13 protein-coding genes are annotated in these 14,000 nt (G+C 61.8%); 8 read left to right on the top strand and 5 right to left on the bottom strand.

The features are described from left to right. Positions 1 to 12 precede the first annotated feature (12 nt). The 5 genes from I7X43_RS16625 (at position 13) to I7X43_RS10300 (ending at position 3,936) form a co-directional block, all read left to right on the top strand. Entirely contained in the window at positions 13 to 756 is a 744-nt protein-coding gene (locus I7X43_RS16625) for an SURF1 family protein (protein ID WP_375140392.1), read from the top strand. Further along, the gene (locus I7X43_RS10315) at positions 674 to 1,372 is read left to right on the top strand and encodes an SCO family protein (RefSeq protein ID WP_198100851.1); all 699 of its coding nucleotides are present in this window, start codon (positions 674 to 676) and stop codon (positions 1,370 to 1,372) included. The genes I7X43_RS16625 and I7X43_RS10315 overlap by 83 nt, the downstream gene beginning before the upstream one ends. After that, positions 1,369 to 2,454 carry a COX15/CtaA family protein gene (locus tag I7X43_RS10310; protein WP_198100850.1) on the top strand — a complete coding sequence of 362 codons (1,086 nt, stop codon included), beginning with the start codon at positions 1,369 to 1,371 and terminating at the stop codon, positions 2,452 to 2,454. The genes I7X43_RS10315 and I7X43_RS10310 overlap by 4 nt, the downstream gene beginning before the upstream one ends. Then, positions 2,451 to 3,344: a heme o synthase gene (gene cyoE / locus I7X43_RS10305; RefSeq protein WP_198100849.1), complete on the top strand. Its 894-nt coding sequence runs from the start codon at positions 2,451 to 2,453 to the stop codon at positions 3,342 to 3,344. The genes I7X43_RS10310 and cyoE overlap by 4 nt, the downstream gene beginning before the upstream one ends. A gap of 70 nt (positions 3,345 to 3,414) precedes the next feature. Continuing rightward, positions 3,415 to 3,936, top strand: a complete 522-nt coding sequence (locus tag I7X43_RS10300) for an SCO family protein (protein WP_310737554.1) — start codon at positions 3,415 to 3,417, stop codon at positions 3,934 to 3,936. Here I7X43_RS10300 and rpoH read toward each other — a convergent pair whose 3' ends face one another. Continuing rightward, a complete protein-coding gene (gene rpoH / locus I7X43_RS10295) occupies positions 3,937 to 4,857 on the bottom strand; it encodes an RNA polymerase sigma factor RpoH (protein WP_198100847.1) in 921 nt (306 codons plus the stop codon). A gap of 105 nt (positions 4,858 to 4,962) precedes the next feature. Continuing rightward, positions 4,963 to 5,460 carry a chemotaxis protein CheW gene (locus I7X43_RS10290; RefSeq protein ID WP_198100846.1) on the bottom strand — a complete coding sequence of 166 codons (498 nt, stop codon included), beginning with the start codon at positions 5,458 to 5,460 and terminating at the stop codon, positions 4,963 to 4,965. A gap of 289 nt (positions 5,461 to 5,749) precedes the next feature. Here I7X43_RS10290 and I7X43_RS10285 point away from each other — a divergent pair, with 289 nt between their 5' ends. The 3 genes from I7X43_RS10285 to I7X43_RS10275 all read left to right on the top strand — a co-directional run bounded on the left by I7X43_RS10285 (position 5,750) and on the right by I7X43_RS10275 (position 10,640). Then, positions 5,750 to 8,704 carry a ribonucleoside-diphosphate reductase subunit alpha gene (locus I7X43_RS10285; protein WP_246480331.1) on the top strand — a complete coding sequence of 985 codons (2,955 nt, stop codon included), beginning with the start codon at positions 5,750 to 5,752 and terminating at the stop codon, positions 8,702 to 8,704. A gap of 176 nt (positions 8,705 to 8,880) precedes the next feature. Then, positions 8,881 to 10,026 (top strand): ribonucleotide-diphosphate reductase subunit beta, encoded by a 1,146-nt coding sequence (locus I7X43_RS10280; protein WP_198100845.1) that lies wholly within the window; start codon positions 8,881 to 8,883, stop codon positions 10,024 to 10,026. A 164-nt stretch (positions 10,027 to 10,190) separates the two neighbouring features. Next, positions 10,191 to 10,640: a hypothetical protein gene (locus tag I7X43_RS10275; RefSeq protein ID WP_198100844.1), complete on the top strand. Its 450-nt coding sequence runs from the start codon at positions 10,191 to 10,193 to the stop codon at positions 10,638 to 10,640. Positions 10,641 to 10,722: 82 nt separating this feature from the next. Here I7X43_RS10275 and I7X43_RS16620 read toward each other — a convergent pair whose 3' ends face one another. The 3 genes from I7X43_RS16620 to accC are packed head-to-tail and all read right to left on the bottom strand — an operon-like array spanning position 10,723 to position 13,990. After that, complete coding sequence (locus I7X43_RS16620) at positions 10,723 to 11,754, bottom strand: zinc-ribbon and DUF3426 domain-containing protein (RefSeq protein WP_198100843.1); 1,032 nt, start codon at positions 11,752 to 11,754, stop codon at positions 10,723 to 10,725. Further along, the gene (prmA, locus tag I7X43_RS10265; protein ID WP_198100842.1) at positions 11,751 to 12,644 is read right to left on the bottom strand and encodes a 50S ribosomal protein L11 methyltransferase; all 894 of its coding nucleotides are present in this window, start codon (positions 12,642 to 12,644) and stop codon (positions 11,751 to 11,753) included. The genes I7X43_RS16620 and prmA overlap by 4 nt, the downstream gene beginning before the upstream one ends. Beyond that, entirely contained in the window at positions 12,641 to 13,990 is a 1,350-nt protein-coding gene (gene accC / locus I7X43_RS10260; protein WP_198100841.1) for an acetyl-CoA carboxylase biotin carboxylase subunit, read from the bottom strand. Before accC ends, prmA begins: the two co-directional genes overlap by 4 nt. Between the last annotated feature and the right edge of the window lie 10 nt (positions 13,991 to 14,000).

The raw sequence follows: 14,000 nt of genomic DNA, 5'->3' as shown, positions 1-14,000 counted from the left end.
GCCCCATCCGGTATGCAGCGAAAACGTTTAATTGTGACTCTCGCTGCTGCCGCTGGCGTGGTCGGCACCGCCGCGCTGGGCCTGTGGCAGGTGAATCGAGCCCATGGCAAGAGAGCCTTGCAGCAGGAGCACGCTCAACGCGAGAGGGCTCCGGCAATCGATGGGGCTCAATTGGTCGCACGGCCTAACGGGGATTGGCATCGCCAACCGGTCCGATTGCGCGGACGTTGGCGGCCCGAGGCTCAGTTCTGGTTGGACAACCGGGCCCATGACCGTCGTGCGGGGACCATCTTGGTCACGCCCCTGGCACTTGAAGGCGGGGGGGTGCTCTGGGTCCAGCGGGGGTGGCAGGTGCGTCAACCTGGACAGCACGGGGTGCCGCCATGGCCGATCTCGCCGCCGGGTGTTGTTCAAGTTGAGGGGTATTTGGCGCGCCAGGCCTCACAAGCCTATGACCTGGGAGGCCCAAGGACGGGGCCACTTCGGCAAAATCTTGACCTTGGGGTCGCCTCCCGTGAGATGGGGCTGCCAGTCTTGCCTTGGGTAGCCTGGCAGACCGGCCCAGGTTGCGCGCCGCTGCAGTGCAATTGGCCTCCGCCAGAAGACGGGATTCATAAGCATTGGGGTTATGCCGTGCAGTGGTTCGCGCTGTCGGCTTTGATATTGGGTTTGTATGTCTGGTTCCAACACCTCCAACCACACCGCGCCGGTGCACGATCCGGCTCAACTGACGGTTCACGAATTGAACGAAGTTGAGAAACTGGCCGATTGCGACCGCACGCGGCGGGGGCGACGCATGATGGCCTGGGTGGTGTTTTTGTGCGCTCTACCGGTACTGGCGAGTTATTTCACTTTCTATGTGATTCAGCCGCGCGGCCAGGGCTACGGTGACTTGATCACGCCATCGCTCGAAATGCCGGGGGATCTGGCTTTGCGAACGCTCTCGGGCGAAGCGGTGTCCCCAGGGGAATTGAAAGGCCAATGGCTGCTGATCGTGGTTGACGGGGGCAGTTGCGTCGGCGATTGCGAGCAGCGGCTTTTCATGCAACGGCAGTTGCGGGAGATGCTGGGCAAGGAGCGCGAAAAACTGGACAAGCTCTGGTTGATCAGTGATGACGCCGCTGTTCGCCCTGAGTTGTTGACGGCGCTCAATCAAACCCCGGCCTTCCGCGCCTTGCGTGTGGATGGGGCGGCGCTGTCGCGGTGGTTGGCCCCGGCGGCCGGTCAGGGACAAACGGCCCATTTGTATTTGGTCGATCCGCTGGGGCGTTGGATGTGGCGGGCGCCGGCGCAGCCGGAGCCCGCACGAATCAAGAAGGACCTGAGCCACTTGATGCGGGCCAATGCCGGCTGGGATCGGGCCGGACGATGACTGGCGTGGACTTCTCCCCGCTGATTCAGCTGATGCTGCTGGGATTGGCGCTGGGTGCTGTGCCGCTGGCCGTATGGGGCCTTCGAACCCGAGGGGTGCCTGCGGCGGTGCGTCTGCGCCGCTTGTGCTTGCTGACCGCCTTCTTGACCTTTGACTTGGTGGTCTTCGGGGCGTTCACCCGGCTCTCCGATTCCGGTTTGGGCTGCCCCGATTGGCCTGGCTGCTATGGCGAAATGAGCCCGATCGCGGCGCATGCGGACATCGCCGCTGAGATGGCCCAGCGTCCGCATGGGCCGGTGACCCACACCAAAGCGTGGGTTGAAATGGTCCATCGCTATTGGGCCAGTGCGGTTGGTTTTTTGATTCTTGTGCAGGCCGGGCTGGCCCTGTATTGGCGGTCGCACTTGCATCGGTCGGTCCCGTGGCTGGCCGGAGCCAGCTTGGTTTGGGTCGTGATTCAGGGGGTGTTTGGTGCCTGGACGGTTACCTGGGGCCTGTTTCCCGCCATCGTGACGGCCCACCTGCTGGGTGGTTTGATTCTGCTGGCGCTGCTGGTGTCGATGGCTTGGGCCTTGGATCGGTCTACTTGGTGGGCCAGCGCCGGTCAGCGTTGGGCGCTGCGAGGGGCGCTGGGATTGACTGTGTTGCAGATTCTGCTCGGCGGCTGGGTGAGCACCAACTACGCGGTCATGAGTTGCCCCGACTTCCCAACCTGTCACGGGCAGGCGTGGCCACCCATGGATTGGGCGCAGGGTTTTGAAGTGTGGCGTGAATTGGGCGTGACCGCGGGCGGTGAAGCGTTGCCGGCTTCGGCATTGACTGCCATTCACATGGCCCATCGACTGGGTGCTTTGGCGGTAACGTCCGCGCTCCTGGCGGTGGCCTTCGCCCTGCGCAGGGGGCAGGCGCGGGCGGCGCTAGGCTTGGTTGTGTTAACGACGGTGCAGGTGTTTACGGGCATCTCAAATGTCGTCCTGGGTTGGCCCTTGGTGGCGGCATTGGTGCATTCCGCGGGAGCGGCGGCTTTGTTGGTGCTCCTGTTGCATCTGTCGCTCGGGGCGTCAGAAGGTCAGAAATCATGAACACCCTTGAAGCCCGGCCTCCGTTGTGGCGGCAGTACTACGCGCTCACCAAGCCGCGTGTGGTGCAGTTGATCGTCTTTTGTGCCCTGATTGGCATGGCTTTGGCCGTTCCCGGTCTTCCTTCGGGGGCCGAGGCCGCGGTGATGCTGGCGGCCTGCTTGGGTATTTGGCTCGTGGCCGGCGCAGCGGCGGCCTTTAATTGTTTGATTGAGCAGCGTATTGATGCGCAAATGAAGCGAACGGCTTGGCGTCCCACAGCGCGAGGCGAGCTGTCACCCCGGCAAGCCTTGGTTTTTTCCGCGATTTTGTGTGCCGGCGGCGCGGTGGTCTTGCTCGTTTGGGTTAATGCCTTGACCCTGTGGTTGACGCTCGCAACGTTCGTGGGCTACGCGATTGTTTACACGGTGTGGCTCAAGCCCACGACCCCACAAAACATCGTGATTGGGGGCGCTTCCGGGGCCATGCCGCCCGTGCTGGGTTGGGCGGCCATGCGGGGCGACTTGGGCGCCGAAGCCTGGCTCATGTGCTTGATCATTTTTCTTTGGACGCCGCCGCACTTCTGGGCGCTGGCGCTGTACCGCGTTGAGGACTACAGACGCTCCGGCTTGCCCATGCTGCCGGTGACGCATGGCAGCGAGTTCACGCGCTTGCAGGTTTGGCTTTACACCTGGATCTTGCTGGCGGCCACGCTGTTGCCCTTTCTCATTGGCATGAGTGGCTGGATCTATCTGGTGAGCGCGCTGGTCCTGGGCCTCCGGTTTTGCCATTTGGGGTGGAAACTGTGGCGGCGTTATTCCGACGCCCTGGCGCGGCAGACTTTTTGGTTTTCGATTTGGTATTTGACGCTGCTCTTTGCAGCGCTCTTGGTGGACCACTATGTACCGCTGTGAGTCAGGGCTAAACCGACGGTCGTTTGGCCTTTCCTTGGCGGCTGCCAGCAGCGTTCTGGCGTGCCAACCCGTGAGCCGTTTTGAAGGCATAGATTTAACCGGTGTGGGCTACGCACGCGACTTTGAATTGCGCACGCCGGAGGGCCAAGTGCGGCGCTTGGTCGACTACCAGGGGAAGGTCGTTGTGCTCTTCTTTGGGTACACCCAGTGCCCCGATGTGTGCCCCAGTACGCTGGGGGAACTCAAGTTGGCCAAACAGAGATTGGGTGCCGCCGGTGAGCGTGTTGTGGGCCTCTTCGTGACGGTGGATCCCGAGCGCGACACGCCCGCCGTATTGAAGGATTACATCGCGCACTTTGGACCGGGCATGGAGGCTTTGTGGGCCCCACCGGAAGCCCTCCCCGCACTGGCCCAGGAGTTCAAGGTTTTTTTCGCCAAAGTGCCGCGCAAAGGTGCTGACGGCTACAGCGTGGACCACACAGCGGCGAGTTTCCTCTTCGACGACAAGGGCAGGATTCGTGTGTATCTGCCGTATGGGAAACCGCCGCAGGCGCTGGATCACGACCTGCAGCAGTTGCTCAAAGGCGGCTGATCAAGCGGATGCCAGAGTGGCGCGCATCTTCTTGAGTGCAGCCGTTTCGATTTGACGGATTCGCTCCGCACTCACCCCATATTCCGCCGCCAACTCGTGCAGGGTTTTGCCACCGCTGGCGTCGTCGTTGACATCCAGCCAACGGGCCTCCACGATTCGGCGGCTGCGGGCATCCAATTGCTCCAGCGCATGCGTCAAGCCGTGGCTGGCCAACTGGTCGCGGGCTTGGCGTTCGATTTGACGGCTGGGCTCGTGGGTGTCGTCGCTCAAGTAGTGGATGGGCGCCAGAGCGCCGCCTTCTTCCTCGTCAGACGGGGCTTCTAAGGCCACCTCACCCCCGGCGAGCCGGGTTTCCATCTCCACCACTTCGTCTGCGCTGACGTTCAGACTGCGGGCGACTTGGTCAATTTCTGCTGCGGTGAGGGCATGTCGGACCGGGTCTTCGGCCTGGGCCTTGAGGTCATGCTTGAGCGAGCGCAAGTTGAAAAACAACTTGCGCTGGGCCTTGGTGGTGGCCACCTTCACGAGTCGCCAGTTGCGGACGATGTAATCGTGAATTTCCGCTTTGATCCAGTGCAGCGCATAGGAAACCAGCCGCACACCTTGGTCAGGGTCAAAGCGCCGAACCGCCTTCATCAGGCCGACATTGCCCTCTTGAATCAGATCGCCTTGCGGCAACCCGTAGCCCAAGTATTGGCGCGAGATGGACACGACCAGCCGCAGATGGGACAACACCAGCCGGCCTGCAGCGTCGACATCTTCGTGGTCGCGCAGACGGCGGGCGCTTTCGGCTTCTTCCTCAGCGGTGAGTAACGGCAGGGCGTGGACGGCCCGAATGTAGGCGTCCAAATTGCCCAACGAAGGCACCATTGCCCAAGGGCTTCGCAGGGCGAGGCTGGTCGATGCAGTGGTAGCGGTCATCCTGAATCCTCCAACTGCGAGGCTTGGCTCGCATTCGGAAGATATTAGCACTCAATGGTGGAGAGTGCTAACGAATCAAAGGAGCCCCTCAGTCGCCGAGGGGGGTCACTCCGTGAGGCCGAATTCCGGACTCGTGACCATGCCCTGAATGTCCAAGAGGATCAGGATGCGGTCACCCACCTTGCCCAGGCCGGTAACAAAGCGCGAATCAATGGCTGCGGCGATATCGGGCGCTGGCTTCACCTGGTCATCCTCCAACTCCAGCACGTCGGACACAGAGTCCACGACCATGCCGAGGATGCGGTGCCCCACATTGAGCACGATCACCACCGTAAAACTGCTGTACTGGGCTTCGCAATTCAGGCGCAGTCGCAAGTCCATGATGGGCACGATTACGCCCCGCAAATTGACGACGCCCTTAACAAAGCTTGGCGCGTGCGCGATCCGGGTGGGGTTCTCATAGGACCGAATTTCCTGCACTTTCAGGATGTCGATCCCGTACTCCTCGCCGCCGATGCGAAAGGTCAAGAACTGCTTGCTGGGCTTGCTGCTGCCCGTTGTTGCTGCACTGGGGGAAGAGAGCACCAAATCCGTAGAGCTCATGGCTGCCTGGGCTTGCGGTTGAGAAGGATGTGAGCCATTGTGCCAAGACCGCGCCGCCGTCAACTTGGCACACACCCGAATGTCCCTGGGAAGATCCCTGAGTGGCGTGGCCCCTCTCACCCGTGGAACAAGGAAAACGCCCCCTGTCAAGCGGATTGATACGCTAGGAATAGTGGTTGAGAGATCGAATTACCCTAGATATAGTGTTTGCCTGAGATCAAAAAAGCCCCGCCCGAACTGAGCCGACTGCGAAAAATTTGGCAGTGAACAAGCAGTCGAGGCGGGCGAAATGAACGGTCATCCGAGTCGCCCCGTGTGGGGCGGCGCCTGGGTCGGCTCCGAAGTCGACCCCAAATCCACCACCACTGAGGAATCCATGCACGACGCCTTTGTTGCCGCTGCTCCCCTGACCGATCGCCCGGTCACCCTGAACCCCGAGCCGCAGAACCCGGTATCCGCCTATTTGGCCTACCACATCATTCGCCGCAACGGTGCGGTGGTGGCTTTTGAGCCCAGCAAGATTGCGGTGGCTTTGATGAAGGCCTTCTTGGCGGTTCATGGGGCGCAAGGGGCGGCGTCGGCCAGTGTGCGTGAAACGGTTGATGGACTGACGGAAGCCGTTGTGCGGGCCTTGCTGCGCTCGCGTCCCGGCGGCGGCACCTTCCACATTGAAGACGTTCAAGACCACGTTGAATTGGCCCTGATGCGTGGGGGGCACCATGAAATTGCTCGGGCGTACGTGCTGTATCGCGAGCGTCGTGCGTCGGACCGTGCGGCCAAAGGCGAGGCTCCTGTTGCGCCGCCGCCAGCCGAAGCCTTGCACGTGTTGGATGGCGGCGTTCGCAAGCCCCTGGATTTGGCCGCCTTGCAGGCGCTGATCGAATCGGCCTGCGCGGATTTGGGGTCGGAGGTCAAGGCGGCTCCCATCCTGGCAGAAACCCAGCGCAACCTGTATGACGGCGTCGCACTCGATGAGGTCTACAAGGCGGCCATCTTGTCGGCCCGCACCTTGATCGAAAACGAGCCCGGCTACACCCGGGCGACGGCGCGCATCCTGTTGCACACCATCCGCAAGGAAATCTTGGGGCGCGAAACCACCCAAGCTGAAATGGCGCAGCGGTACGTTGAGTACTTCCCCAAGTACATCAAGAAGGGGGTTGAGGCCGAGTTGCTCGATCCGCGGCTCGCGCAATACGACCTGGCCAAACTGGGCGCCGCGCTCAAGGCCGAGCGCGATCTGAACTTCGACTACCTGGGTTTGCAGACGCTGTACGACCGCTACTTCTTGCACATCAAGAAGACCCGCATTGAAATGCCGCAGGCTTTCTTTATGCGCGTGGCCATGGGGTTGGCGCTCAATGAAATTGACCGCGAGGCGCGCGCGATCGAGTTCTACGAGGTGCTGTCGAGCTTTGATTTCATGAGCTCCACGCCGACGCTGTTCAACAGCGGCACGTTGCGTTCGCAGCTGTCCAGCTGCTACCTGACAACGGTTGCAGATGACCTCGACGGCATCTACGAGGCCATCAAGGAAAACGCGCTGCTGAGCAAGTACGCCGGCGGCTTGGGCAATGACTGGACCCCGGTGCGCGCGCTGGGCAGCCACATCAAGGGGACGAACGGCGAGAGCCAGGGCGTGGTGCCCTTCCTGAAGGTTGTCAACGACACCGCGGTCGCGGTCAACCAGGGTGGCAAGCGCAAGGGTGCGGTCTGCGCCTATCTGGAAACCTGGCACCTGGACATCGAGGAGTTCCTGGAGCTGCGCAAGAACACGGGCGACGATCGCCGCCGCACCCACGACATGAACACGGCGAACTGGATTCCCGACCTGTTCATGAAGCGGGTGATCGAAGGCGGTGAGTGGAGCCTGTTCTCGCCCAGCACCACGCCCGATCTGCACGACCTCATCGGCGCCGAGTTCGAGAAGGCCTATGTGGCCTACGAGGCAAAGGCCGCGCGGGGCGAGATCAAGCCTTACAAGAAGGTCGGTGCGCGCGAGCTGTGGCGCAAGATGCTGACCATGCTGTTTGAGACCGGCCATCCCTGGATCACGTTCAAGGACGCTTGCAATGTGCGCTCGCCGCAGCAGCACTGCGGGGTGGTGCACTCCAGCAATCTGTGCACAGAAATCACGCTGAACACCAACGACAGCGAGATCGCCGTCTGCAACCTGGGCTCGATCAACCTCGCGCAGCACCTCAAGAACGGCGATGTGGACCACGACAAGCTCAAGCGCACGGTGTCGACGGCCATGCGCATGCTCGATAACGTGATTGACATTAACTACTACGCGGTCAAAAAGGCGCGGGACTCCAACTTGCGCCACCGCCCGGTTGGGCTGGGTTTGATGGGCTTCCAGGATGCGCTGTATCAACTGCGTACGCCCTATGCCAGCCAAGCCGCCGTCGAATTCGCGGATCGTTCTATGGAGGCCATTTGCTACTACGCCTACTGGGCCAGTTCGGAGTTGGCTCAAGAGCGCGGCCGTTACAGCACGTATCAAGGCTCGCTGTGGGATCGTGGCATCCTGCCCCTGGATACCCTGAACTTGTTGGCCGAGCAGCGGGGCGGTTACGTTGACGTGGACCGCAGTCAGACGTTGGATTGGGAGGCGCTGCGCGTTCGAATCCAGCACCACGGCATGCGCAACAGCAACTGCGTCGCCATTGCTCCCACGGCCACGATTTCAAACATCATTGGTGTGGACGCGTCCATTGAGCCCAGCTTCGGCAACATTTCTGTCAAGTCCAATTTGTCCGGCGAATTCACCGTGGTCAACGAGTACCTCGTTCGGGACCTGAAGAAACTCGGGCTGTGGGATGAAGTGATGGTCATGGACCTCAAACACTTTGACGGTTCGTTGCGCCGCATCGATCGGGTGCCCGAGGACCTGAAGCAGTTGTATGCCACGGCATTTGAGGTGGAGCCGCAATGGCTGATCGAGGCAGGCTCGCGCCGTCAGAAGTGGATCGACCAGGCGCAGAGCTTGAACATCTACATGGCGGGCGCGTCGGGGCGCAAGCTCGACGAAACCTACAAACTCGCTTGGACGCGTGGGCTCAAGACGACCTACTACCTGCGCACCATTGGTGCCACGCACGCCGAGAAGAGCACGGTGGCCAAGGCGGGGCAACTCAATGCGGTTTCCAGTCATGCTCCCATGGCCGCTGCGGAGCCTGAGTTGCCGGCGACCGATGCCAAGTTCTGCAGCATTGACAACCCCGATTGCGAAGCCTGTCAGTAACTCGGTCTCTGCAATTTCAGTCATTGGATTGTTTGATTAAACGTTCAATCCTTTGAACAAAACCCCATTTCGATGTCCTGTGACAACGAAATGGGGGATTGAATGCAAATTCAAACCAAAAAACACTTGGTGATTTGTATTCATCACTTTGATAATTTCGTATAGAGGAACGCCCCATGTTGAATTGGGAAGACGAAGTCAAATCCACTCCCCAACTGGCCACTCACGGTGGCGAAGTTGCCGCCTCAAAGAATGCGGCCAGCGTTTCTGTCTCTCCGTCGGCAACTGGCTCTTCGTCCGCGCACCGCCGTGTGAACGTAGCAGACAAGCGCATCATCAATGCGCAGACTGACGTCAACCAGCTGGTCCCCTTCAAGTACAAGTGGGCCTGGGAGAAATACCTCGCTACCTGCGCCAACCACTGGATGCCGCAGGAAGTGAACATGAGCCGCGACATCGCGCTCTGGAAAGACCCGAACGGCTTGAGCGAGGACGAACGCCGCATCATCAAGCGCAATCTCGGCTTCTTCGTCACCGCCGACTCGCTGGCCGCCAACAACATCGTGCTGGGCACCTACCGCCACATCACGGCGCCCGAGTGTCGCCAGTTCCTGCTGCGTCAGGCTTTTGAAGAAGCGATCCACACCCACGCCTATCAGTACATCGTCGAGTCGCTCGGCCTGGACGAAGGCGAGATCTTCAACGCCTATCACGAAGTGCCGTCGATCCGGGACAAAGATGAGTTCCTGATTCCGTTCATCGACGCGATCATGGACCCGGCCTTCAAGACCGGCACCTTCGAGGCCGACCAGACCCTGCTGAAAAGCCTGATCGTGTTCGCCTGCTTGATGGAAGGCCTCTTCTTCTACGTTGGCTTCACGCAGATCCTGGCCATGGGCCGGCAGAACAAGATGACTGGCGCTGCTGAGCAGTACCAGTACATCCTGCGCGACGAGTCCATGCACTGCAACTTCGGCATTGATCTGATCAATGCCCTGAAGCTGGAGAACCCGCAGCTTTGGACGGCGGAGTTCAAGGCCGAGATCAAGGCTCTGTTCTTGAAGGCTGTCGAGCTGGAGTATCGCTACGCCGAGGACACCATGCCGCGGGGCGTGCTGGGTCTGAACGCAGCCATGTTCAAGGGCTACCTGCGCTACATCGCAAACCGCCGGGCGGTGCAAATTGGCTTGGATGCGCTGTTCCCGAACGAGGAGAACCCGTTCCCTTGGATGAGTGAAATGATTGACTTGAAGAAGGAGCGCAACTTCTTTGAGACCCGCGTCATTGAATATCAAAGCGGGGGCGCGCTGAACTGGGATTGAACGTCAAGGCCGGTGGCTGCGCTGACTGTGCTTTGAATCGAGATTGACAACAAGCCCTAGCGGAAAGGCGCTCCTTTCCGTTGGGACACAAGAATTCGTTCAAGGTTGCTTGAGTGACCGTGAACGAATGGTCGTACCGGCCCTGTTACGCGTGGGGCTGGGCGATGGTTCCTCCCCTTGATCAAGGAGATTCACATGGCAACTGCGAAGAAAGCGGCTCCGGCCAAGAAGGCGGCAGCTCCGGCCAAGAAGGCGGCAGCTCCGGCGAAGAAGGCGGCAGCTCCGGCGAAGAAGGCGGCAGCTCCGGCGAAGAAGGCGGCAGCCCCGGCGAAGAAGGCGGCAGCCCCGGCGAAGAAGGCGGCAGCTCCGGCGAAGAAGGCGGCAGCTCCGGCGAAGAAGGCAGCGGCTCCGGCGAAGAAGGCGGCAGCCCCAGCCAAGCAGGCCTCGCCCACCAAGTCGCCCCCGGTGAAGAAGGCCGCCGAGAAAAAGGCAGCCCCCACGAAGTCGCCTCCGGTGAAGAAGGCCCCTTCGGCCAAAACGACGCTCAGCCCGCAAGCGGCTTGGCCGTTCCCGACCAGCAACAAGCCCTGAGGGCCTGTTCAGGGCGGTGGTGAGTCGGCCGCCCGTGTTTGTTGGAGGAAAACCGCCTTCGGGCGGTTTTTTTCTGGCCGGGTCAGGCTGGGGCCATCTCCGGGGTCAGGGCTGGAAAATGCCCACCTCATACCCATTGAGCCGCTCATCGACCGTGAACGTGGCTTCCATTTCCAACTTGTCACCGGGCACAAGCCGTTGGACCTGGACACCGAGCTCGGCCGGGCTGAGGCTGCGACGCAGCAAGGGCTTGCCCTCCCGATCGGTGAGTAGCAAATCCAGTGAAGGTGGGGTGACGGGCCAAGGGCCTTGATGGTCAAGGCGCACTCTGAGGTGATAGGCCTGACCTTGGGGGGTGGGCTGCAGACTGGAGGCCGCCACGACCAGTCCGTCCAGGCGACGAAGCGCCACAGGCTCACAGTTTGTGCAAACTTTCTGCCACGTTGCTTCGGCCCAGGGCCAACGGGCGCGAATCTCGTCCCTTGACAACCAGGCCCACTGCGCCGGCACGGCGACCAGGAGCAAAACGGCGCTCAAGACAAACCCAGCGGTGGTCTTGGACGGGCGCGCAGGCGGCTCCGTGACGGAGCCAAAGAGCAGCGACTGTCCGGTTGGGTAGGGTTCCGACTCCGGAGGCGCTACGGAAGGGGACGCCTCAGCGCCAAGCAAACTGCGCATCCGGGCTGTCGCGTCTTCGGGTGCTGGCCATTCATCCGGCAAGCCGGGCTCGGTGCCTTCTGTGTGGGCGTCAAGGGGCTGTGTCGGCGAAGCAGGCTCATCCGTCCAAACGGGCTCGGGATCACCGGCATCCGGCCAGTCCCGAGCAAGTCTCTGAGGTGCCGCCTCCAATTCGCTCGTGAGCGCATCGGCAGGGGGCTCGGCGGGCTCGGGGCGGAACGTGGGTCCCGCATCGAGCCGAGACTCCTGCAGTGGCTCGGATGGGTTAGCGGCCTGTGGCCGAGCTCCCGGTGTGGGGACCGAGATCGTTTCGCCGGACTGAAGATCAAAGAGCTGTGACTGGGCGTTAAAAACACCATCGCAACGGCCACATCGCACAAACCCTTCACTGACGCGCAACTGGTCAGCGGCCACGCGGAAAACCGTGGCACACGTGGGGCAGCGCGTCGCCCAGGTCATCGCACCCCCGCCAATAACACCCAGCCTTCCTCTTGATCCGCCACGTGCAATTCAACCCATGGCGCATAGGTGGCCTGGAGCTCCTGAACTTGACGCTCCAACAGGCCGGCCAAGATCAACGGAGCGCCGGGTTTGAGATGGGCGCACAGCAAGGGCGCGAGCAGTTTCAGCGGCGTCGCCAAGATGTTGGCCAGCACCATGTCGTAGGCGCCCACGGCCAACTCGGGTAGACCCACGCGAACGACGACTCCATTGGTCTGGGCGTTGTAGTCGGTGGCCGTGACCGCAGCAGGATCGATGTCCACTCCGGTCAGGTCGCGCGCTCCCAAGAGGCCCGCCGCGATGGCCAAAATGCCCGATCCGCACCCGTAGTCCAAGACCCGGCGGCCCGCGAGGTCGCCCTGCCGTGCCAGCCATCGCAGGCACATGCGTGTGGTGGGGTGGGTGCCCGTACCGAACGCAAGCCCTGGATCCAATCGCATGACCGTACGGGCTTGCGCTGGAGCCTCATGCCAACTGGGAACAATCCAAAAACTGTCCGTGATGGGAACCGGGGCGAACTGCGACTGGGTGAGCCGAACCCAATCTTGTTCATCCACCGGCACAAGGCCTTGAACGTGGACGTCTTGGGCGAACGGCTGCGCCAGTAACGTGGTGAGCGTTTCGGTGGCCGCTGCTTCCTGCTCAAACAAGGTCTTGACGATGCTGCGCTGCCATCCGGCGCGAGGGGCCGGCATGCCAGGCTCGCCAAACAGGGCTTGCTCGTCAGGGCTATCGGCATCCGCGTCTTCCACGGTGACCGACAGCCCTCCAAGTTCCATCAGGGCATCGCTGACGGTCTCGACCTGCTCCTGAGGGCAGATCAGCGCAAGCTCGAAAAGGGTGCTCATCGCTTGTGCTGCTGCATCCAGTGTTCGAGATAGTGGATGCTGGTGCCGCCCTCGACAAATTTCGCGTCCACCATCAATTCGCGATGCAAGGGGATGTTGGTCTGAATGCCTTCCACCACGGTTTCCGCCAGGGCCGTGCGCATGCGCGCCAGGGCCTGCTCGCGGGTGTCGCCGTGCACGATGATCTTGCCAATCATCGAGTCGTAGTTCGGCGGCACAAAGTAATTGGTGTAGGCATGCGAGTCAACGCGCACGCCCGGGCCGCCGGGGGGGTGCCACATGGTGATGCGGCCCGGCGACGGCACGAACTTGACCGGATCCTCGGCGTTGATACGGCACTCGATGGCGTGGCCGCGCATCTCGATTTGGCGTTGGCTGAACGGCAGCTTCTCGCCCGCCGCGATCAGGATCTGCTGCTTGACGATGTCGATCCCCGTGACCATTTCGGTGACCGGATGCTCGACCTGCACGCGGGTGTTCATTTCGATGAAATAGAACTCGCCGTTTTCGTACAGGAACTCAAAGGTGCCCGCGCCGCGGTAGCCGATCTTCTTGCAGGCGGCCGCGCAGCGATCGCCCACCTTTTCGATCAGGCGGCGCGGGATGCCGGGAGCCGGCGCCTCTTCGATGATCTTCTGGTGGCGGCGCTGCATCGAGCAGTCGCGCTCGCCCAGCCAGACGGCGTTCTTGTGCTGGTCGGCCAGGATCTGAATTTCCACATGGCGCGGGTTCTCGAGGAACTTCTCCATGTAGACGGCCGGATTGCCGAAGGCCGCGCCCGCTTCCGAACGCGTGGTTTGCACGGCGTGCAGCAGCGCAGCCTCCGTGTGGACGACGCGCATGCCCCGGCCGCCACCGCCGCCCGCAGCTTTGATGATGACCGGATAGCCGACCTCACGCGCGATGCGCACGATTTCCTTGGGGTCTTCGGGCAGGGCCCCTTCGGACCCTGGCACGCAGGGCACGCCAGCTTTGATCATGGCCTGCTTGGCGCTGACCTTGTCGCCCATGGTGCGGATGGCCGCGGGCGTGGGCCCAATGAACACAAAGCCGCTGGTTTCCACCCGCTCGGCAAAGTCGGCGTTTTCGCTCAGAAAGCCGTAGCCCGGGTGAATGGCTTCGGCATCGGTCACCTCCGCGGTGGCGATGATGGCCGGCATGCTGAGGTAGCTTTGCGCCGACGGGGCCGGGCCGATGCAGACCGCCTCGTCCGCCAGCTTGACGTACTTGGCTTCGCGGTCGGCCTCGGAATAGACGACGACCGACTGGATGCCCAGTTCACGGCACGCTCGCTGGATGCGCAGGGCAATCTCGCCTCGGTTGGCGATCAGAATCTTTTTGAACACAGCGACCGCC

The sequence above is a fragment of the Inhella gelatinilytica genome (genome assembly GCF_016093295.1).
In the GTDB taxonomy this organism is placed as follows: Bacteria; Pseudomonadota; Gammaproteobacteria; order Burkholderiales; family Burkholderiaceae_C; genus Inhella; species Inhella gelatinilytica.
The sequence above is the reverse complement of the archived record's forward strand: the minus strand, read 5'-3'. Positions and strand labels throughout refer to the sequence as shown.